The organism is Arthrobacter sp. sptzw32 (assembly GCF_059089735.1).
In genome coordinates this window covers 241,653-258,999 of the sequence record NZ_JBNHEZ010000006.1, presented here as the reverse complement: position 1 = coordinate 258,999, position 17,347 = coordinate 241,653, and the positions used below count along the sequence as shown (strand labels likewise).

The following is a 17,347-nucleotide window of genomic DNA, read 5'->3' as shown; positions in this document are numbered from 1 at the left end:
CTAGTAAGCCTGTGATACTAATCACGTGCGAAGGAGATCGTCATGGCTGAACAAGCTGACCCGCACCCCAACATCCTTAAACCCGCTGCAGCTCCGCGCTTCACCCGTAAAGGGGAGGCGGCACGATGACCGGCAGCATGAAGGAGTACGCGGACCTGTACAGGATGGCAGGCCCCTGGTGCACTGCATACGTGGACGCGGGAACCGGCACCGTTGACACCCTCGAGGCGGCCGACGTCCGGCCCGGCAACACCAGGGCCGCGCTGGAAGCTGCGGGTGCAACCGAAGCGGACCTCGACGCCATTGAGCAGGCCCTGCAGCCCGAACCAGGGGTTCCCGCCCCCGTTTCCAGGTTCGTCCTGGTCCACCAGGGCAAGGCGGAGCTTAACGAGGTCCTCGCAGGAGACCGCATAGGGGCAGAGCGCATTTCGGTGGATCCCGTCCCGGACCTCCTGCCCCTTATCAAGCACCGGCCCGAGGAATTTCCCTATGTAGTGGCCGAAGTGAGCCGCGAACACGGGGAGATCCGGCTGCACTACGCCGGTGCCGGTGCTCCTGCCAGCACCCAGGAGGTGCAGGGCGAAAGCGAACACGTCAGCAAGTTCCAGGGCGGGGGCTGGGCCCACCTCCGCTTCCAGCACCACACCGAGGATGTCTGGCGCCGCAATGCCGACCAGGTGGCTGAAGAGATCGACCGGGTGGCGGGCAGCAGCGGTGCCCGGCTGATAGTCCTCGCAGGAGATATCCACGCCCGCAGGCTGGTGCAGGAGCAACTTTCCAAGGCGAGCCAGGCCCTGGTGTCAATGGTGGATTCGCACACGCATACAGCGGGTGCCGACCAAACTCTCCTCGAGGACCAGGTCAACCAGCGGGTGGCAGAACAGTGGGCCGCCGAACAGCAGGACATCATGGAGCGGCTGGCCATGCAGGAGGGCCAGGCGAATCCTGAGTCCGCCACCGGAATCGGCGCAGTGGTGCACGCACTGCAGCAGGCACAGGTGGACGTGTTGATTCTGGACGACGCCGCCCTCTCGGAACGGACCTTGCTGGCACTTGACGCAGAGCCGTGGATTGCCACTGCCGAGGAAGAATCGCTGAACGCCAATGTCCTGGGCAGCGTCCCCGCACCGGCAGCCCTGCTCCGGGCCGCTGCGCTCACCGACGCCCGGATTCTGCTGGTCCCCGGCCCCGTCCTGCCGGACGGCGTGAACGTGGCCGCCCTGCTCCGGTGGCCCACCGGCCCAACGGTGCCGTCATCCTGAACGCAAATAACGCAAGCGCGAGGAAGGTGAATTATGGCAACTTCTAATGAAAACCAGGACCCTGTCCCGGTGGTGTCATCATCCCTCAAGAGGATGCACTGCCGAACCCCACCCGGACGGGCCACGGCAAGATGCCGGAAGACATAGACGACGACGTATACGAAGCAGCAGCGGACCAGGAGCGCGTTGCGGCCGGTTTTGCCGACTACGCACCAGGGATGTCCCGCCGGCTACCGATCCGCTGCCGCCCGAAGCATCAGCTGCCGCAGACCTTGCCCAGCGGGGGCTGTTGGACAACAACGATACCACTGGGAACCAGGAGAACAACAAATAGAGAAGAGCAAGGAGGGCGGGGCCGAACAGCTCCGCCCTCCTCGTTGCTGTCACTGACGCGGCTGGTCCAGGCCGCGCACGCCGGCGGCCCGTCCGCCGTGGGGGCGGCGCATGTTCCTGTGCTCGGGGGCAACGAAGGGAACCACTTCCGGATCCCGGCCAGCCGGCAGCGCGCGGATAAATTTCGACAGCTCCTCCTGCAGGACCGCCCAGGAGATGTCCGGATCATCCGGGTAGGCATCAATCTCCGCCTGTCGCGCGGCCTCAAGTGCTGCCTTGCCGGCCTGGGTGAGTTCGACCTTAAATTGCCTGCGGTCCGCCGCATGGCGGTTCCTGCTGATATGCCCGGACGCCTCCAGCCGGGTGAGCACCCGGCCCAGGGTTTGGCTCTGCACCCGGACCACTTCTGCCAGCTGCTCCTGGTTCAGTGGCCCGGCGGCCAGCCCTTCCAGCGCTATGACAGCCGCCCGGGTCAAACCTAGGGGCGCCAGAGCATCATCCTGACGCCGCTGAACCAGACGCGCCGCCAGCGTAATAAGGCGGTAGCTGTTCCGGGCATCCGGATCAAGATTGCTGGTCATCGGCCGCGGCCTTCCTGTAGGTGGCGAAGTGCGGGTGCCATCACCCCTTCATGCGTCGCTACCTACCTACAATAAGCATGCTTAGCATCCGGTTCGCAAGTAGGCTTACTATCGCCTCCACCAGCAAGGCCATATGCCGGGCCCAAAAACACACCCCTTGCAAACCAAATGGGAAGTGTGCTTAGTATCTAAGTAGTAACCCTGCTTACTAACGACAGCCAGCATCGCTGGTTCTTGATCGCAAGCTGAGCCTTTCTGAAAGAGAGCATGATGACAGAGAACCAATGGCCCCAGACCCCCAACCCTGCTGTTTCCGATCCGTACGGCGCATCAGAGGTTGGCGCTGAAGACACCTTCGCCACCACAGGCACTCAGGATTCCGGCACCAGCTCCAAGAAGCAGGCCGCCAAGGAAGAGGCGTCGAATGTGGCCGGCCAGGCAGCATCGGCGGCGCAGGGTGTGGCGCAGACCGCGAAGGAAGAAGTGGCCAACGTCGCTTCCGAGGCGAAGTCCAGTGCGCAGGATCTGCTGTCGCAGGCCAAGTCAGGGCTTTCCAGCCAGGCCGGCACCCAGCAGCAGAAGGCTGCCGAGGGGATCCGCACCATTTCCAGCCAGCTGCAGAGCATGGCTGATGCCCCGGATCAGCCGGGCATTGCCAGTGACCTGATCCGCCAGGCCGCTGACCGTACCTCCTCTATTGCTTCCTGGGTTGAGAACAAGGATGCGGCCTCGCTGTTGAGCGAGGTCCAGACCTTCGCCCGCAACAAGCCCGGCACTTTCCTGCTCCTGGCCGCAGGCGCCGGCATCCTCGCAGGCCGCCTCACCCGTGGGCTCACCGCCGGAGCTGCCGGCTCCCAGAGCGGGTCCGCGCAGTCCCTCCCGGCCCAACGGCCGGTCGGGGTTCCGCAGGCAGCGCCGCTCCGGCAGGAGACTGTGTTCGCCGCAGGAACCAGCACAGACCTCTACGACGAGCCCGTTGTAGGTGCCGGAGCGCCGGTCTCTACAGCCTCCCTGCCCTCGGGCACCGCAGCGGACACGCCCCTTCGGTTCGAGGATGACCCCTACCAGACGAGGGAAGGACGCCACCTGTGAGTAGTTCTATTCCGGAGCCTGCTCCGAGTGAGGCGCATGTGAAGGCGGACAACACGTCCCTGGGTGAGTTGCTCGGTGATGTCACCCGGGACCTGTCCACCCTGATGCGCCAGGAAGTCGCCCTCGCCAAGGCCGAGCTGAAGCAGTCCGCCACGAAGGCAGGCAAGGGCGGCGGGATGCTCGCCGGCGCCGGCGTGGCCGGGCACTTCGTCCTGGTGTTCCTGTCTCTGGGCCTGATGTTCGCCCTCGGCGCGCTGATGCCGCTGGGCTGGGCCGCTGTGATCGTCGCCGTGATCTGGGGCATCATCGCCGCGGTCCTGGCATCGATCGGCCGCAAGGAACTCAAGCAGATCCAGGGCCTGCCCCAGACGGGCGAAACACTTTCTGAAATTCCCCCAACCCTAAAACCAGGTGAGGTAAACCGATGAGCGATAACCCGGATGCAATCCGTCAGGAAATCGAAGAAACCCGTGCGCGCCTTGGCACCAACGTCGACGCGGTCGCGGACAAGGTCACCCCGGCCAACGTTGTCCAGCGCCAGACCGACAAAGTCACAAGCACAGTGAAGGACGCGGTCAGCGGGGTTAAGGAGAAAATCATGGGAGCAGCAGACTCGGCCACCTCCACCGTCCAGGACAAGGTCACCTCGGCCACCTCCACAGTCCAGGACAAGGTCTCCTCCGGGACCGGGCACACCGGGAACGCCCTGCACAGTACCGGCGATACCCTGCACGGGGCCAAGGACAACGTCAGCGCCAAACTCTCCGACGCCGGAACCGCGATCTCCCACGCACCGGCACAGGTCAAAGCCCAGGCCCAGGGCAACCCGCTGGCCGCCGGGCTGATCGCGTTCGGCGCCGGGATGCTCATCTCCTCCCTGATCCCGGCCAGCCAGAAAGAACGCGAAGCGGCCCAGCAGCTCAAAACCGCTGCCGAACCCCTGGCCGGAAAGGTCACCGACGCCGCCAAAGACGTCGTCCAGGACCTGAAGGAACCAGCCCAGGAAGCCATGCAAAGCGTCAAGGCCACCGCCACTGACGCCGCCCAAAACGTCAAAAACGAAGGCCAAAGCGCCGTCACCGACGTCAAAGACCGCGCCACCGACGCCAAAACCAACGTCCAAAACACCTAAGAACGTTTAGGTACCAGAAAGGCCGGCTCCGTATGGAGCCGGCCTTTCTGCGTCTCCTGGGCAGGTGCTAACGTTTGCCCTTCTTCCGGGAACCTTTGCCCCGGCCCTTGTCCGGGTTGGGCGCGTAGCGCTGGGCCACCTTCGGAGCTTTCTTGGTACCGCTGCCACGCCGGTCCGGCTTCGGCTCCTTCTTCGCCTTAACAGGTTGGGCGGAGGGCTGCCGGGAACTCTGGGCAGTACGCCCGCGGACAATTCCAATAAATTCCTCGATGACCTCATCCGTGGAATCAACAGGCCAGGCAACAGCTATCCCGGTGGCGGGTGCGCCCGTAAGCCGCCTCGCGACAGTGTCCTTGACGTTGAAATGCCGGGCCACTGACATGGGTAGACTTACCAGGCCGGCGCCGGTGGCCACCACCTGCAGCGCAGCCTCCGGGCCACCCAGCGTGGCAACATCGAGGAATGCCTCCTGGTCCAGGTCCTCCAATGCCACTTCCTCGAACACCGAAATCTCGTGTCCCTTGGGCGCAACCACCACAGGTTGCTCCTCATACAGCGGAATCACGTTCAGGCCTTCGCGCTCTACCGGGAGGCGGACGAAGCTGAGGTCCGCTGAACCGTCATGCAGCACCTCAACCTGCGCGCCGTCGTCGGACATAAATGCCTGCAAGGGAACGTCCTGCACCCGTTCTTCCCACCGGCGGATCCACTTGCCGGGGGTCACTCCCGCAACGTAGGCGATGCGGAGCACGCGGGGGGCGTCCGGTTCAGCCGGGTGGGCAGAGCCTGCAGGACCGGCGTCTGTCTGGGGAGTGTTGTCGGTGGGCACGTCTTCACAGTACCGTCCGCCCGGATACCCTTGAAGCATGACCTCTGCAAACTCCCAGTCCATGAAGCCGGCCACCGTTGCCAAGAAACTTGGCATCTACCTGCCCGCAACACCGCAGGAGTTCCAGGATTCAGCCATCACCCGCGCCGAGTTCGCCGAGCTTCAGGCCAACCCGCCGGAGTGGCTGGCCGAGCTGCGCCGCAATGGCCCGCACCCCCGGCCCGTGGTGGCCCAGAAGCTGAACGTGTCCATCAGCGGCCTGGCCCGCGGCGGCGTGGAGGAAGCGTTGACGACGGCGGAAATCACCTCGCTGCTCCAGGCTCCCCCCGCGTGGCTGGTCAGCGAGCGCGCCACACACGCAGCAGTCCGGGCCGAAGCACAGCGCGTGAAGGAAGAATCCGCGAAGAAGGACGCCAAGCGGGCCCGCGCCCAGGCCGAGTAATTCAGCGGAAACTCAGCCCTGGTGCAGCTGGATGAAGTTGCCGCAGCCGTCGTCGAACACTGCGCTGATTCCGGAGGGGTCTTCGGCCGGTCCGCTCTTGAAGCTGACTCCCGACTTCACCAGCCGCTCGTACTCCGCCTGAACGTCCGGGACGCCAAAAACAATTGCAGGCAGGCCGGCTTTGTGCAGCCCGTTCATGTAGTCCGCGGCTATCGGGTTGTCGCTGGGTTCCAGGAGCAGGCCCACTGATCCTGCGTCCGCGCCGGGGTCCTTGATGATGAACAGGTTGTACTCGGGCATGGCCATCAGCGTCTCAAAGCCGAGAGTCTCCGTATAGAAGGCATGGGCGGCCGCAGGGTCCTGGACGTGGATGCTGCACATTTTGAGTCTCATGGTCCCAAGGTACGGCCCGGCGGGCAGGCCGGATAGCCCCTTTGCTTCCCCTGCTTGGGACTTCCGTGGCCATTGACCGTGGCGTGGCGAGGCGCTGGAATGGAAGGACCAGCCCGGCGTTTCCCGCCGGGCCTGTGGACGTGGAGGTGCAACGTGGCGGCGGTCGCAGAATCCCTGTTCCAAGGGGCGTGGATCCTTCTGTTATGCGGATCTGTGCTGGTCACCAGTGTCGCGGCCACCGTTTTCCTGGTACGACGGCGGGCTTTGGCCGCGCCGGAGGCAGAACCTGGGCGTTCGGACCAGTTGTTTTGGGACCTCTTCCTCGGCTCGGCTGTTGCCCTGCCCGCGCTGCTCATTCCCGCCCTCACGTCCGCCTGGGCGGGACTCTTCCTCGCCGGCGCGGCCGTGGCCGCCGGCGCCGCCGCCTACCGGGGAAGCCCAAGGCTGGCGGCCTGGCTGTCCGTTCGCCGGCAGCGCCGGGAGTACCTGCCCCTGCACACAGCCGCGCAGGCTGAACACGGCGTGCTGCTGGAACGCTGGCGCCGGTACGAGCTGGATCCTGCGTACTGCATTGATTACCCGGGGATGACCGATGTCCGGCTGCCGGAGACGGCCGCCGTCATCAAAGCTATGCGGGAGGCGGAGCAGCTGCGGGCTGCGGGACAGCAGGGGTACCCGCCCGCCGTCGAACGTCTTGGCCGTGCCCTCGCGGAGGCTGAACGCGCGGCAGGAATCCCGGCAACCGGCCCCTAAATTATTCTCCGGCGCGTTAACTGCTGTGTCGCGGCCGCTGGAGTCCGGCGGCGGACCCCCGTAGCATCCGAGGATGGAGCCTGGAGAAACAGAAGACCGCGACCGGTTCGGCAGGCGGCTGGAGGACCGGGGAGCCTGGCGCCAGGCCACCACGCTCGCGGCCGCGGGCGAACTGACCGCGCGCTGGCTCGAAGGGCACAGTGAATTTCAGCCAGCCACCTTCACGGCCAGCTTCGACGCCGAGACCGTGACGATCGCCGTCGCGCTTGCGGAACTGAACCGGAACGGCCTGTTCACCAAGGAATCGCAACCTGGACTCCGTTACGCCGGCCTTGCCCAGCGCCAGTACGTGACCGGTTTTTGCAGTGCGGAGGTGGCTGCCCAACTTCTGGCCCTCTCCACCCGGTCAGAACTCGTCACCGTGGTCCACTCCCCCGGCGAGTCCAGCAACGCCGCCATCCCGGTGACGGTGGATGGCGGCGAGGTGGTGACAGTCCTAGGGTCCAGCGAGAACCCCGTCACGGAGGAGCAGATCCAAGACTGGGCCGACGAAACCAACGAAACCCTGGCGCTGCTGCTGGCCGATTCCTGGTACGTGGAAATCCTGGACCCGTTCTGGGGCCGGGATGACGTGCTGCTGCCCGCCGTCCTCGGCGCCCTGAACGGCTCGTAACTACAGTTCGACGGTGCCGCTTTCGCCCACGCTCATCCGGCTGTGGGTGACCCTGGACTTGACCCACTGCAAGACCGTCGCGGCCGTGCCGCCCGGGCTGGTCCAGTACTCGGCGGAGTCGGAATCGATGCGCAGCAGGCATACCTCAGGGGTGTCGGGGCCATCGGGGAACCATGCTTCAACCGCCTGGTTCCACAGCTCGCGGATCTTTTCCCGGTCGGTTACCACCTCGGCGGTCCCTGCCACCGACACCCATTCGGTGTTTTTTCCGAAGGAGACGTTCACGCGCGGGTCAGCCCGGACATGGGCAACCTGTGAAGTGCCAAGGCCCGTGAAGAACCACATGTCGCCGTCGTCCTTGACATCCTGGACGGCCAGCGGGCGGCTGACGAGCGCGCCTTCTTCGTTGACGGTGGTCAGCATTCCGATGTGGGAATCGTTAATGATGTCCGTGACCTTGCTGATGCTCTCGGTGTCAGTCATATTTCACCTCGTTCGTCTGCGTGCGGGGACGCTCCCCAATGCAATCCAGCCTAATAGTAAGCATGCTTAGAATCCACCCGCCGGACTTTTCCTGCGTCCCACAGTGCTTAGGCGGGCACACCTACCCTGGCTGCTTCGAGGATGCGGAAAGCCGTGTGGCGGCCCATCCGAATGGCACCGTCAACGTGCTGGTAGCCTTCGGCGGCCAGGTCGGAGGAGGACCAGTAGATGGGCCCCACCGGGGCATGCTGGTCCTTGCCGTAGCGGTGGAGTCCGCCGAGGTCGTAGCTGGCGGCGTAGGCTCCGCGGGTCCACTCCTCCGAGCCCCAGTCCGACTCGTAGTAGACCTCGGGTTCCAGGGCTTCTGCGCCGAGGAACCCGGCGATTGACTTCAGGACGGCGCTCTTGCGTTCCTCGGCGCCGAGCTCGAAGACAGCGTCGGCCTTTTCGTCCGGAATGAAGCCCACCAGGGTGCCGCGGGTGTCGCCGTAGTTGGTGTTGTCGTAGACCTCCTGGACAAGGGACCCGGCGCCGAAGCAGGTGCCGGACAGGCCGGAGTTCCGCCAGAACGGGCGGCTGTAGACCGCGTGGACCTTGATGACCAGGCCAAGTGACTGGTGCTGGTGCATCTGGTGCTGGCGGCGCGGCAGCGGCGGGTTGAACGACACACGCGAATAGAGGTTCGGCGGCACGGCCATGATCACGAAGCGGGCGTTGACGGTGGCCCTATCGGAGATGACGCTGACGCGGTGCCCGCCGTCGGCGTCAGGTTCCCAGTTGATGGTGCGCACCGGGGAGTTGAGGACGACGTCGTCAGCCAGTTCCTGCCCGAGCAGCAGGGAGACCTGCTGCATGCCGCCCACTACCCGGCGGTCGAGGATGAAGTCCTCGTCCGTGAGGTGGGTAAAGGAACCGGCGGAGGCGGCCATTAGCACTGCCTGCAGGGCGGAAAACGCGTGGGCGGGCTTGGTGAGCATGCCGCCGGCGATGAACAGGCCAATGTTGTTGCAGGCTTCTTCGTTGGCGGAGTGCTGCCGGAGCCAGTGATGGAAGGAGATGGTGTCCAGTTCCCGTGCCTTGGGGTGGGCCCAGGGTTCGGCGGGGCCGATTTCTGCAGCAAGTCCGTCCAGCAGTGCGGTGAGCTTGTCCATCTCGGCTTGAGTCTCCGCGTCCACCGGGAAGGAGTCGCCGGAGTAACGGACGGGGACGCCGTCGTTGCCGATAAACATCGAATCGCCTTGGCGGTACCTCGGGTAGGTCTCCAGGCCCAGTTCCTGGAGGAGGTCCAGGAGTAGGGTCTGGTCCGGGGAAACCCACTGGCCGCCAATCTCCAGCATGGCGCCGTCCACGGTGTCGGTCCAGGTGCGGCCACCGACGCGGTCCCTCGCTTCGAGGACGGCGACGGTCAGTCCCGCCCTTTTTAGTTCCCGGGCTGCGGTGAGTCCGGAAGGCCCGGCTCCGACGACAACGACGTCGCGGTTCAGGTTCAGCATGATGTCCTCTCTGCGCTCCCTTCCGTATCGGGAGCTAATAAATGAACGGCATTCATTTATTAGAACTATAGCTTCTGGGGGCCGGGACCGGAAGTGCCGGGTGGAATAATGCTGGAGACCACCAGAGGAAGGCCAAGAATGCCGGCAGTACCAGCCGTACAGGGACGCGCCGCCGGAAAAGCCGGCGCAAGAAGGCGTGCGGGGCGGCCCTCGGCAGCGCTGCTGGATAAGGCGGGCATCACCGCGGCCGCACTGGAGCTGATCAACCGTAAGGGCTATGACGGACTGACCATGGCGGGCCTGGCCAAGGAACTCGATGTGGCGCCGTCGGCCCTCTACAACCATGTAGCCTCGAAACGGGACGTCCTGCTCTTGGTGGAGGACCACCTCACCTCCCTGGTGGACGTTTCCGATTTTGGCGCCGCGCCGTGGGAGGACGCCGTCCGACGGTGGGCATGGAGCTACCGCAATGTCTTCGCCGAACACACCCCATTGATTCCGGTAATCGCCGTCCTTCCGGTGACAGACGCGCCGCAGACATTGGCAATGTACGAGACCGTGAGCAAAGGCTTCCTCGACGACGGGTTCCCCGAGTCCCGGATCGTCTCGTCCATCGTGGCGCTTGAGTCGTTCATCTTCGGTTCCGCGTATGACGTCACGGCGCCGGAGGACATCTTTGACCCGGGGTCGATGGCGGAGTCAACTCCGAACTTCACAGCGGCGGTGCGGAGTGCTTCCGGGGGCCCGCGTTCGGCGGACGTGGCGTTCGAACTGGGACTGGAAGCGCTGATCTCCGGACTGGGCGCGCTGCGGGGGTGATTCGAATGGATACGCCCTCTCCCGGTAATTTCCAAGGTTGAGGGCTATCACTGGCAGTGTCCAGGCGCGACGGCGAAGCTGTGCACGTTTATCAGTCAAGCTACTTTTGGTCAGCATTGACTTCTGCTAATGACTCCTCTAAATTCGCTGATTACAGCATCTGTATATATGGCATAAATGCAGAAGCTCCGTCTTAGATGGGGTTGAACAGTGAATGAGTTGAACAGCAATACCTGCATGATTCTTGGCGGCGACGGATATCTGGGCTGGACGCTTGGACTGGCCATGGCGAGCCGTACCGGCCGGCACGTTGTCTTGGTGGATAACCTCATAAAACGCCGTTGGGAAAAAGAAGCGGGGGCCAAGGTCCTGGTGCCCCTCAAAAGCCCCCAGGCCCGCATCGCCGAGTATGAGCGGATTTTCGATAAACGGAACCTGTCGTTTGAGAAGGTCGAACTTCTGGATTCCGATGCTGTAGAGAACGTCATTGCCAAGTATCGGCCGGCCGTTGTCATCAACGCGGCCCAACAGCCCTCTGCGCCCTTCTCCATGAGTAGCGCCAAGAATGCCGCCGCTACATTTTCGAACAATATAGTCGGCCACCTCAACGTGATTTGGGCAATAGCGCACGTCAGTAAAGCCACCAAGTACATCAAACTGGGTTCCGGCGGTTGCTACATGGCAACTGACACCGACTATGTCCCCCTTGGTAAGCAGGACTTTACCTTTGAGCATGAGGGCAAGCAGCACAAGGTCCTGCAGGGCTTCATTCCCATGCAGGCAACGGACTTCTACCACCAGTCGAAAATTGCCGACCTGTTGATTGATGACCTCTGCTCCCAGATGTGGGACCTAAAGGTCATCACCGTCCAGCAAGCGACAATTTTTGGTGCGACGATTCCGGAGAATCACCCGAAGGAGTCCAGCGGCCTGGCGGCCCGGTTCAACTACGATGCCGTTTTCGGCACTGTCTTCAACCGCTTCATCTGCCAGATGGCCATAGGCCACCCTCTCACGGTCTATGGCGACGGCAGCCAGAAAACCGGTTTGATCAGTCTGGCGGATACAACCGAGAAGTTCCTCGAATTGGCCGATCTCGACGTTAGTCCCGGCGAACACACTATTGTGCATAATTACACGCACCGCCTCAGCATTGAGGAAATTGCGCGAAAGCTTGCAGATATCGATCCATTAACCAAGATCGATTACTTGGTTAACCCCCGTCAGGAGCCCGCCGGCAAGCGTGAAACCCAGGTGGAATTGCATGAGGTCATTAAGGCCGCTCAAACCAACAAGGAAGCGCGGCTGCAGGCGGAAATGACAAACATGCTCGAGTTCACGCGCCGCTACAAGGACAACATCGATAGGTCCATCATTCTGCCTGAGGTTCAGTGGTCGGCAACGGGGACAAATACCCACTAGCCGGAGTCGCGTTCGAACGGCGTTTCAGGTGTACCTGGCGGGCGGAATTGGTTTTATTGCGGCTTCTTTAGCCCTAACGGCAACCGTTGAGGAATTCACGGGTACTCCGGGCAAGGACTCCGACGTCCTCGAGCGTGGACTCATGGATGAATGACAACCGGGCCACGTCCTGAACGGCTTTGACGTAGATGCCGCGATGCATCAGGAACTTGAATAAGGAGTCCGGATCAGGGGTGGGTATCGAGACGATGTTGCTCTGGCGCGTGCCATGGTCGATGAAATCAATCATGTTCTCGTGAAGAATAGCTTTGATCCCCATAAGAATCTCAAGGTTTTTCTGCTCGATGCAGTCCATGCCAACGGTATTGATCTCCCGGAGCGCCGCGTGGAGCGCCGCTAATCCCGTGATGTTCTGCGTACCGTCCTGAAAGCGGGCCGCCGTATTTTTCAGCACATACGAATCCTCATCGAAATGCTCGGTGCTGCGGATGCCCACCTTGCCGTCCCGCAGGGCGGGCATGAGGCTCCTGTTGACGTACATGAAGCCGATGCCCATGCCGGCGCGCAGATACTTTTGGCCGCCGCACACCACTATGTCCACCGGCGTCGTGGCTAAATCCAACGTACGCGCACCGATGTGCTGGACAGCGTCGATGACCAGGAAGATGCCCATTTCACGGCACACTCCTGACAGCAACGTCAGGTCCGGCATAAACCCGTCGTACCGTTGGGCCGAGGACATGCTTATGGCCTTGGTCTGCGGGCCGATGCTTTCGAGCAACCGCAGAAAGGCCCCTTCACTGTCGCAGCCGGTTATGACCTTGACCGTGACGCCGTCTTGCCGCTTGCGCAGCCAGGGAAGAAGGTTGGCAGGATATTCGTTTCCGAGCACCAACACCTCGTCCCCCCGCATCAGGGGGAGCGCCTCGCTCGCCATAATGATGCCCTCGCTCGTATTTTTCAAATACGTGATTTCATCGGGCACGCAGTTGAGTAGGCGGGCAGCTTCAGTAGCCACGTCGTCTGCCAGTGAGTCGTAACGGTAAAGCACCTCCGGCGGCCCGTACTGGTAAAAATCGGCCATGCAAGTGCGTGCGGCTTCGTAAGCGGTCCGGCTCATCGGCGCGACAGTCGCATAATTGAAGATGATTTTTTCGGACAGGGGCGTCATCTCGCTGCGGACCGGGACCTGGAGCGCGTCCACCTCTACTACCGGCGGCGTGATGGCGTGGGCTGTAGTGTACGGCATGGCTGCCTCCCGGACTGGCACTTTGGCGAAATGCGATAAGTGGCGCCAAACTACCAATTCCTCACGGGCACCGTCACGAGTAGTGGGTACTCGAAAACTTGCGACTGCAGGACGCAGTTTTACGCGCTACTCGGAACCAATGCGGGCTGCAAAATAGCCGCAGCATCCATGAACGGTGTCCTGGGTCGCCCTGCCTGCCCCAACTTTCCATAAGGTATCCCCCGACCGCTGGTGTTGATGAATTTCTGCACCCCCGGATCAGGCATTCGACAAGGTTTTTGCAACCTGGGATTCCAGCGTTTCTCCAACTCGGGTTCATAAGAGTGGTTGTTACCTCGCAGGCGTCCGATCTGCGGCTGAACTATTTCGGGGCCTGAGCGCTCCGCTTAGGAAAGGGACTCGAATGAGCTTTCTAAGGCACGTTTCTCCCGGTACGCCTGGTAACTCGTCCTCACGCAGACGTATCACGGGCTTGCTCGCAGGAACCACCACGCTGGCACTGGTGGGAGTTGGTACGTCCGCTGTAATGGCGGCGAACCCTCCCGTTGGCCCCGGCAACATTGAAATTTTTACCAAGCGCGACATGGTCGCCATTGAGGGATACGCTGCCCAGGCGGGGCAGGACGCAACCATCCGCGTAACCCGGGGCGGAACCCTCATCGGGGTCGCACGCGGCGTGGTTGATGCCTCGGGCTTCCTTGAGGTCAATCACCCGGGAGGTTCCTGCTGGGATGTGGTCACCCCCAACATCACCGGAGGCGACGAGGTCACCGTGGAGTTTGAGGACGGCAGCAGCGACGGAGCGCTGGCAGGCACGGCCGTCATCACCTCAGTTGATGCTGTTGACGGCACGCACACTCCGGACACCGCCGGTGACGTCGAGGGCAAAATTGTGGTCAAGGGCAAATACGGCGCAGACGTCGACACCGCCCGCATGGCCGTGGAAATCGTCAACCCCGCCATGAGGGACATGGGCATCGGCGAGCGCGCGATCGGCTGGCCCGACGATGGGGTAACTGCCGGCTACACGGTCGATGGCAACGCGGCGAACGGCGAGTTCACTGTGACGTACGGGTTCTTCTCTGCATCCGAGCGGGACGAAGCTCTTGCCGGTGACCCGTCCGTTGCCAGCTGGCAGGCAGAACCGGTTGGTGTTGAAGCCCAGCTCGGCCTGACCATCTCCGAGTTCAAGGAAATCGACGGCCCGGGCTTCGGCGGATGCCCCGCGGGGCCCTCCGGGCAGGCACCCAACCAGCCCACTGATGCTTTCGCCAGCACGGCAGGAAAGAACAGCGTCACCGCCACCTGGTCACCCGCCACTGTTCCCGCTGACGCTCCGGCCATCACCGGCTACGAGGTAATCGCCGAGGACACGGTTCTGGGCCAGGAAGTAAGCATCAAGGTCGGAGCCGAAGCAACAAGCGCGACTATCCGCGGCCTGGTGGACGGCCAGGCATACCCGGTCAAAGTAGTTGCATTGAACGGACAGGCAAGCATCCCTGCGGGGGCCGGCACGGTTACCGTGACGTCCGCTGAGCTGCCTCCCCAGGCCACCGCACCCACAGCTCCGGGCAGCGTGGCCGTAAAAGACGGTTCCCTCCTTGGTTCAGCGGATGTCACCTGGACTGCGGCCGCTGCCAACGGTGCGGCTGTAACCGGGTACACCGTTGAGGCGCTGTCCGGAGGTGTGGCAGTCGCTGCGGCTGAGGCAGGAAGCGGTGCCACTTCAGCCAGGCTCGAAAGGCTGACCCCTGGAGCGGAGTACAGCTTCGTCGTCACTGCTAACAGCAGTGCGGGTAAGACCACAGCCGAACCGGTGGTCTTCTCCGTGAAGGCAGGGGCACTGACTGCCCCGGCCGCCCCGAACGTCGTGCGGGTGACTACGGGCAACGGCAGCGCGACTGTGGAATGGCAGGGTGCAGCCGCAGGCAATACGCCGGTGACCGGTTACGTCCTGACGGCCACTCCGGCTGGAGGAACACCGGTTGAGGTAAAGACAGACGCGGCAGCGCGCAGCGCAGTGCTGAACGGGCTGGCCAATGGCACCACGTACACCCTCAAGCTGGTCGCTGCCAGCGCAGCAGGGGACAGCGCTCCTGCGACCTTCGGGACCGGCGCTTCGGCAACCGTCACTCCCTCAGACCAGCTCACGGCGACGGCTGAGTTCCGCGCTGACAAGCGGGAATGGCGCGTTGCCGGAAGCGCCAGCATCACCACCGGCAATACGATCACGGCCACCAACGCCAGCGGTGTGGTGATCGGCACCGCAACGGTCGCCGCGGACGGCACCTGGACCATCCGCGGCCGTAACTCGAACGCGGGATTCACGTCGACCGTCAAGGTGACGTCTTCCGCGGGCGGATCCGTCACGGGATCCGCCAGTTCAAGGTAGGCGACTCCGCCAAGTAGGACCGCATTGTTAAACTGCTCCCCGAAAGCCGGACTGAAGTTCAGTTCAGGCTTACGGGGAGCAGTTCCATGTTTGAAGGCCGCCCGGCCGGCTCGCCAAAATCAGCGAATCCCGGCCGAACCTGGCTGCCGCAGCGTCTGCCGGCGGCTCTGTTACGAGCGGGTGTGGAGGTAGTGCAGGATCGCCCGGGCTGTTTCCTCCGGCGCGCTGACATGCGGACAGTGCCCGGTGGCCTGAAGTTGCACTAGGGTGCTGTGTTCCAGGTTCTGGTGCAGGTAAGCGCCCACTTCCGGCGGGGCAAGCCGATCATTGGAGCACTGCAGAATCAGGGAGCGGGTGTGTAAATTTTTCAGTTCAGGGCGGGTGTCGGAAAAGAACGTTACTCCGGCGAAGTGCCGTGCGATGGCCGGATTCGTCCGGCAGAAGCTCACGCGCAGGTCCTCCGCTAATTCCGGTTCCTGCGGGTTGCCCATAACCAGGGGCGCCAAGGCAGCTGCCCAGGCGAAATAGTTGCTGTCCAGAGATGCCAGCAGGCCCTCGATGTCTTCCCGCGAAAACCCGCCGATGTAGCCGTCGTATGGGTCATCCGTGTGACGGGGTGAAGGAGCAAGGAGGACCAGATGGGAGAAACGGTTGGGTTCCTGCACCGCGGCGATGACGGCGATCATCGTACTGACACTGTGGCCCACCAGGATGACGTCCTCAAGGTCAAGCGCGGCGCAAATCTCCAGCAGGTCCGACGCGTACCCATTCAGGGAACCGTACTTCTCCCAGTCGTAGGCGCTGATGTCGGAGTGTCCTGCACCAACATGATCAAAAAGCACCAGCCGGTAATCATCAACGAAGTAGGGCAGCAGCTTCCGCCACATGGCCTGGTCACAGCCGAAACCGTGGGCAAACATCATCACAGGCCCATCATCCCGGCCGAGTATGGTGACATTGTTTCGGCCGATTACCGCAGCAGCTGCTTCGATCACGTTCTCCCTGACCCTCGCGTACGGTGGCGTCCTGTTCCAGACTATCGACGGGAAATCGAGAATCCTAGGGCTCCTTCCACTATGACCTCTAAGGTGGGTCGATTCAGACCGTTGCGTCCGGCATGGATTCTGCGACTCCTGCAACAGGAACCATGATGGGGATCAGGATGTTGTTGCTCGCCTTGGGCGATCTACTTCTGCGACCCACATTCACCTTGTCAGGCGGCAGCAACGAAAACACCAATGGCTTCCTGCGCATGTACTTCCCGAGAAGCACTGACCTGTCCTTCCACGGACCCGAAATCTTCGGGAATGTCGCCGCAACGCGACCGCCGGCCACTCAAACGACACGGACACGGCTACCGAACGCCCACAGAAGTCCTCGCCGAGCTAATCTCGACCCCAACAAAACAAACCGGTGTCGCAGACACCACCTGAATCCGCCCACCCTTTGAGACGCGAAGCAAGATTAGATCCTCACTGGCCCAGCCGTAGGGCGTAACCATCGTGGATGTGAAAAAGCCGGCGACCCCCGACTGGATCGTGAACCCAGATGACGTCGCCGTCCGATGTACGGGCATCGACTTTGCCAACGTACTCTGTGCGTCCATTACCAACTACCTGCACAGTGTCTCCGACCTGTACAGCGTCCCAACCGGAGCCTTTTTTGGAACTCATCTTCGAAGTCACAATTCTCCTAGGTAATTTCTGGCTCAGGAATAAGCGCTGCATCGATTTAATCGGAACGAGGATGGCGGTTCAACGGATAAACCCACTTGTCCAAGACCTTGAAGCTGTGCATCTGTACAGCCCACAGGGGTAAGTGATCGGGATTAAGTTCCAACCTGCGCGCCGAGAAGTGGGGGGCTGCACTTGGAGAGCACGAAGTGCTTAGCGGACGTCGCTGGCGTCCATAGCAGGCCTTCAGCAGCGCTTATGCACCAGGAGACCAGCATCACCAAGTCTTACTCTCAGCCGAGGATTCCATCACTATTCATAAGGAC

Annotated in this window: 17 protein-coding genes and 1 pseudogene; 11 read left to right on the top strand and 7 right to left on the bottom strand. The window is 62.6% G+C overall.

Annotation, left to right across the window (positions count from 1 at the left end; translation table 11 throughout):
• The first annotated feature begins 125 nt into the window (after positions 1-125).
• A complete protein-coding gene (locus AC5RVN_RS13605) occupies positions 126-1,262 on the top strand; it encodes a baeRF2 domain-containing protein (RefSeq protein WP_494138300.1) in 1,137 nt (378 codons plus the stop codon).
• 383 nt (positions 1,263-1,645) lie between these two features.
• Here the strand turns inward: AC5RVN_RS13605 and AC5RVN_RS13600 are convergent, their stop codons facing one another.
• Complete coding sequence (locus AC5RVN_RS13600; RefSeq protein ID WP_494040247.1) at positions 1,646-2,176, bottom strand: MarR family winged helix-turn-helix transcriptional regulator; 531 nt, start codon at positions 2,174-2,176, stop codon at positions 1,646-1,648.
• 270 nt (positions 2,177-2,446) lie between these two features.
• Between AC5RVN_RS13600 and AC5RVN_RS13595 the strand changes: the two genes are divergently transcribed.
• Genes AC5RVN_RS13595 through AC5RVN_RS13585 form a run of 3 tightly spaced genes read left to right on the top strand, consistent with a single transcriptional unit; the run spans position 2,447 to position 4,400 of the window.
• Positions 2,447-3,268, top strand: a complete 822-nt coding sequence (locus AC5RVN_RS13595; RefSeq protein ID WP_494138299.1) for a hypothetical protein — start codon at positions 2,447-2,449, stop codon at positions 3,266-3,268.
• Entirely contained in the window at positions 3,265-3,696 is a 432-nt protein-coding gene (locus AC5RVN_RS13590) for a phage holin family protein (protein ID WP_494138298.1), read from the top strand. The genes AC5RVN_RS13595 and AC5RVN_RS13590 overlap by 4 nt, the downstream gene beginning before the upstream one ends.
• Positions 3,693-4,400: a DUF3618 domain-containing protein gene (locus tag AC5RVN_RS13585; RefSeq protein ID WP_494138297.1), complete on the top strand. Its 708-nt coding sequence runs from the start codon at positions 3,693-3,695 to the stop codon at positions 4,398-4,400. Before AC5RVN_RS13590 ends, AC5RVN_RS13585 begins: the two co-directional genes overlap by 4 nt.
• Before the next feature lie 67 nt (positions 4,401-4,467).
• Here the strand turns inward: AC5RVN_RS13585 and AC5RVN_RS13580 are convergent, their stop codons facing one another.
• Positions 4,468-5,304, bottom strand: coding sequence for a LysR substrate-binding domain-containing protein (locus AC5RVN_RS13580; protein ID WP_494138296.1), 837 nt, complete (start codon positions 5,302-5,304; stop codon positions 4,468-4,470).
• Here AC5RVN_RS13580 and AC5RVN_RS13575 point away from each other — a divergent pair.
• Complete coding sequence (locus AC5RVN_RS13575; protein ID WP_494138295.1) at positions 5,267-5,671, top strand: DUF5997 family protein; 405 nt, start codon at positions 5,267-5,269, stop codon at positions 5,669-5,671. The two genes, AC5RVN_RS13580 and AC5RVN_RS13575, sit on opposite strands and share 38 nt — an antisense overlap.
• A gap of 12 nt (positions 5,672-5,683) precedes the next feature.
• Here the strand turns inward: AC5RVN_RS13575 and AC5RVN_RS13570 are convergent, their stop codons facing one another.
• A complete protein-coding gene (locus AC5RVN_RS13570) occupies positions 5,684-6,064 on the bottom strand; it encodes a VOC family protein (RefSeq protein WP_494138294.1) in 381 nt (126 codons plus the stop codon).
• A 153-nt stretch (positions 6,065-6,217) separates the two neighbouring features.
• Between AC5RVN_RS13570 and AC5RVN_RS13565 the strand changes: the two genes are divergently transcribed.
• Entirely contained in the window at positions 6,218-6,817 is a 600-nt protein-coding gene (locus tag AC5RVN_RS13565) for a hypothetical protein (RefSeq protein ID WP_494138293.1), read from the top strand.
• A gap of 73 nt (positions 6,818-6,890) precedes the next feature.
• On the top strand, positions 6,891-7,490 hold the full coding sequence (locus AC5RVN_RS13560; protein WP_494138292.1) for a DUF6919 domain-containing protein: 600 nt from the start codon (positions 6,891-6,893) through the stop codon (positions 7,488-7,490).
• Here AC5RVN_RS13560 and AC5RVN_RS13555 read toward each other — a convergent pair whose 3' ends face one another.
• Together AC5RVN_RS13555 and AC5RVN_RS13550 are read right to left on the bottom strand one after the other, a co-directional pair.
• Positions 7,491-7,973 (bottom strand): pyridoxamine 5'-phosphate oxidase family protein, encoded by a 483-nt coding sequence (locus AC5RVN_RS13555; RefSeq protein ID WP_494138291.1) that lies wholly within the window; start codon positions 7,971-7,973, stop codon positions 7,491-7,493. It abuts the gene before it with no gap.
• Between the two features lie 107 nt (positions 7,974-8,080).
• Positions 8,081-9,466 carry a flavin monoamine oxidase family protein gene (locus tag AC5RVN_RS13550; RefSeq protein WP_494138290.1) on the bottom strand — a complete coding sequence of 462 codons (1,386 nt, stop codon included), beginning with the start codon at positions 9,464-9,466 and terminating at the stop codon, positions 8,081-8,083.
• 138 nt (positions 9,467-9,604) lie between these two features.
• Here AC5RVN_RS13550 and AC5RVN_RS13545 point away from each other — a divergent pair, with 138 nt between their 5' ends.
• Both AC5RVN_RS13545 and AC5RVN_RS13540 read left to right on the top strand, forming a co-directional pair.
• Positions 9,605-10,285, top strand: a complete 681-nt coding sequence (locus tag AC5RVN_RS13545; protein WP_494138289.1) for a TetR/AcrR family transcriptional regulator — start codon at positions 9,605-9,607, stop codon at positions 10,283-10,285.
• Between the two features lie 210 nt (positions 10,286-10,495).
• A complete protein-coding gene (locus AC5RVN_RS13540; RefSeq protein WP_494138288.1) occupies positions 10,496-11,707 on the top strand; it encodes an NAD-dependent epimerase/dehydratase family protein in 1,212 nt (403 codons plus the stop codon).
• A gap of 73 nt (positions 11,708-11,780) precedes the next feature.
• Here AC5RVN_RS13540 and AC5RVN_RS13535 read toward each other — a convergent pair whose 3' ends face one another.
• Positions 11,781-12,956 carry an aminotransferase class V-fold PLP-dependent enzyme gene (locus tag AC5RVN_RS13535; protein WP_494138287.1) on the bottom strand — a complete coding sequence of 392 codons (1,176 nt, stop codon included), beginning with the start codon at positions 12,954-12,956 and terminating at the stop codon, positions 11,781-11,783.
• Positions 12,957-13,428: 472 nt separating this feature from the next.
• Between AC5RVN_RS13535 and AC5RVN_RS13530 the strand changes: the two genes are divergently transcribed.
• Positions 13,429-15,348 carry a fibronectin type III domain-containing protein gene (locus tag AC5RVN_RS13530; RefSeq protein ID WP_494138286.1) on the top strand — a complete coding sequence of 640 codons (1,920 nt, stop codon included), beginning with the start codon at positions 13,429-13,431 and terminating at the stop codon, positions 15,346-15,348.
• Between the two features lie 170 nt (positions 15,349-15,518).
• Here AC5RVN_RS13530 and AC5RVN_RS13525 read toward each other — a convergent pair whose 3' ends face one another.
• The gene (locus tag AC5RVN_RS13525) at positions 15,519-16,343 is read right to left on the bottom strand and encodes an alpha/beta fold hydrolase (RefSeq protein WP_494106506.1); all 825 of its coding nucleotides are present in this window, start codon (positions 16,341-16,343) and stop codon (positions 15,519-15,521) included.
• Between the two features lie 186 nt (positions 16,344-16,529).
• Here AC5RVN_RS13525 and AC5RVN_RS13520 point away from each other — a divergent pair.
• Positions 16,530-16,781: pseudogene (locus tag AC5RVN_RS13520) on the top strand (transposase); the annotation flags it as partial.
• Positions 16,782-17,347: the final 566 nt, after the last annotated feature.

What these genes read in the sequence shown, in the direction of transcription:
- AC5RVN_RS13605 (WP_494138300.1), top strand. Translation starts at nt 126, where the DNA reads ATGACCGGCAGCATGAAGGAGTACGCGGACCTGTACAGGATGGCAGGC.
- AC5RVN_RS13600 (WP_494040247.1), bottom strand. Translation starts at nt 2,176, where the DNA reads ATGACCAGCAATCTTGATCCGGATGCCCGGAACAGCTACCGCCTTATT.
- AC5RVN_RS13595 (WP_494138299.1), top strand. Translation starts at nt 2,447, where the DNA reads ATGACAGAGAACCAATGGCCCCAGACCCCCAACCCTGCTGTTTCCGAT.
- AC5RVN_RS13585 (WP_494138297.1), top strand. Translation starts at nt 3,693, where the DNA reads ATGAGCGATAACCCGGATGCAATCCGTCAGGAAATCGAAGAAACCCGT.
- AC5RVN_RS13575 (WP_494138295.1), top strand. Translation starts at nt 5,267, where the DNA reads ATGACCTCTGCAAACTCCCAGTCCATGAAGCCGGCCACCGTTGCCAAG.
- AC5RVN_RS13570 (WP_494138294.1), bottom strand. Translation starts at nt 6,064, where the DNA reads ATGAGACTCAAAATGTGCAGCATCCACGTCCAGGACCCTGCGGCCGCC.
- AC5RVN_RS13560 (WP_494138292.1), top strand. Translation starts at nt 6,891, where the DNA reads ATGGAGCCTGGAGAAACAGAAGACCGCGACCGGTTCGGCAGGCGGCTG.
- AC5RVN_RS13555 (WP_494138291.1), bottom strand. Translation starts at nt 7,973, where the DNA reads ATGACTGACACCGAGAGCATCAGCAAGGTCACGGACATCATTAACGAT.
- AC5RVN_RS13550 (WP_494138290.1), bottom strand. Translation starts at nt 9,466, where the DNA reads ATGCTGAACCTGAACCGCGACGTCGTTGTCGTCGGAGCCGGGCCTTCC.
- AC5RVN_RS13545 (WP_494138289.1), top strand. Translation starts at nt 9,605, where the DNA reads ATGCCGGCAGTACCAGCCGTACAGGGACGCGCCGCCGGAAAAGCCGGC.
- AC5RVN_RS13535 (WP_494138287.1), bottom strand. Translation starts at nt 12,956, where the DNA reads ATGCCGTACACTACAGCCCACGCCATCACGCCGCCGGTAGTAGAGGTG.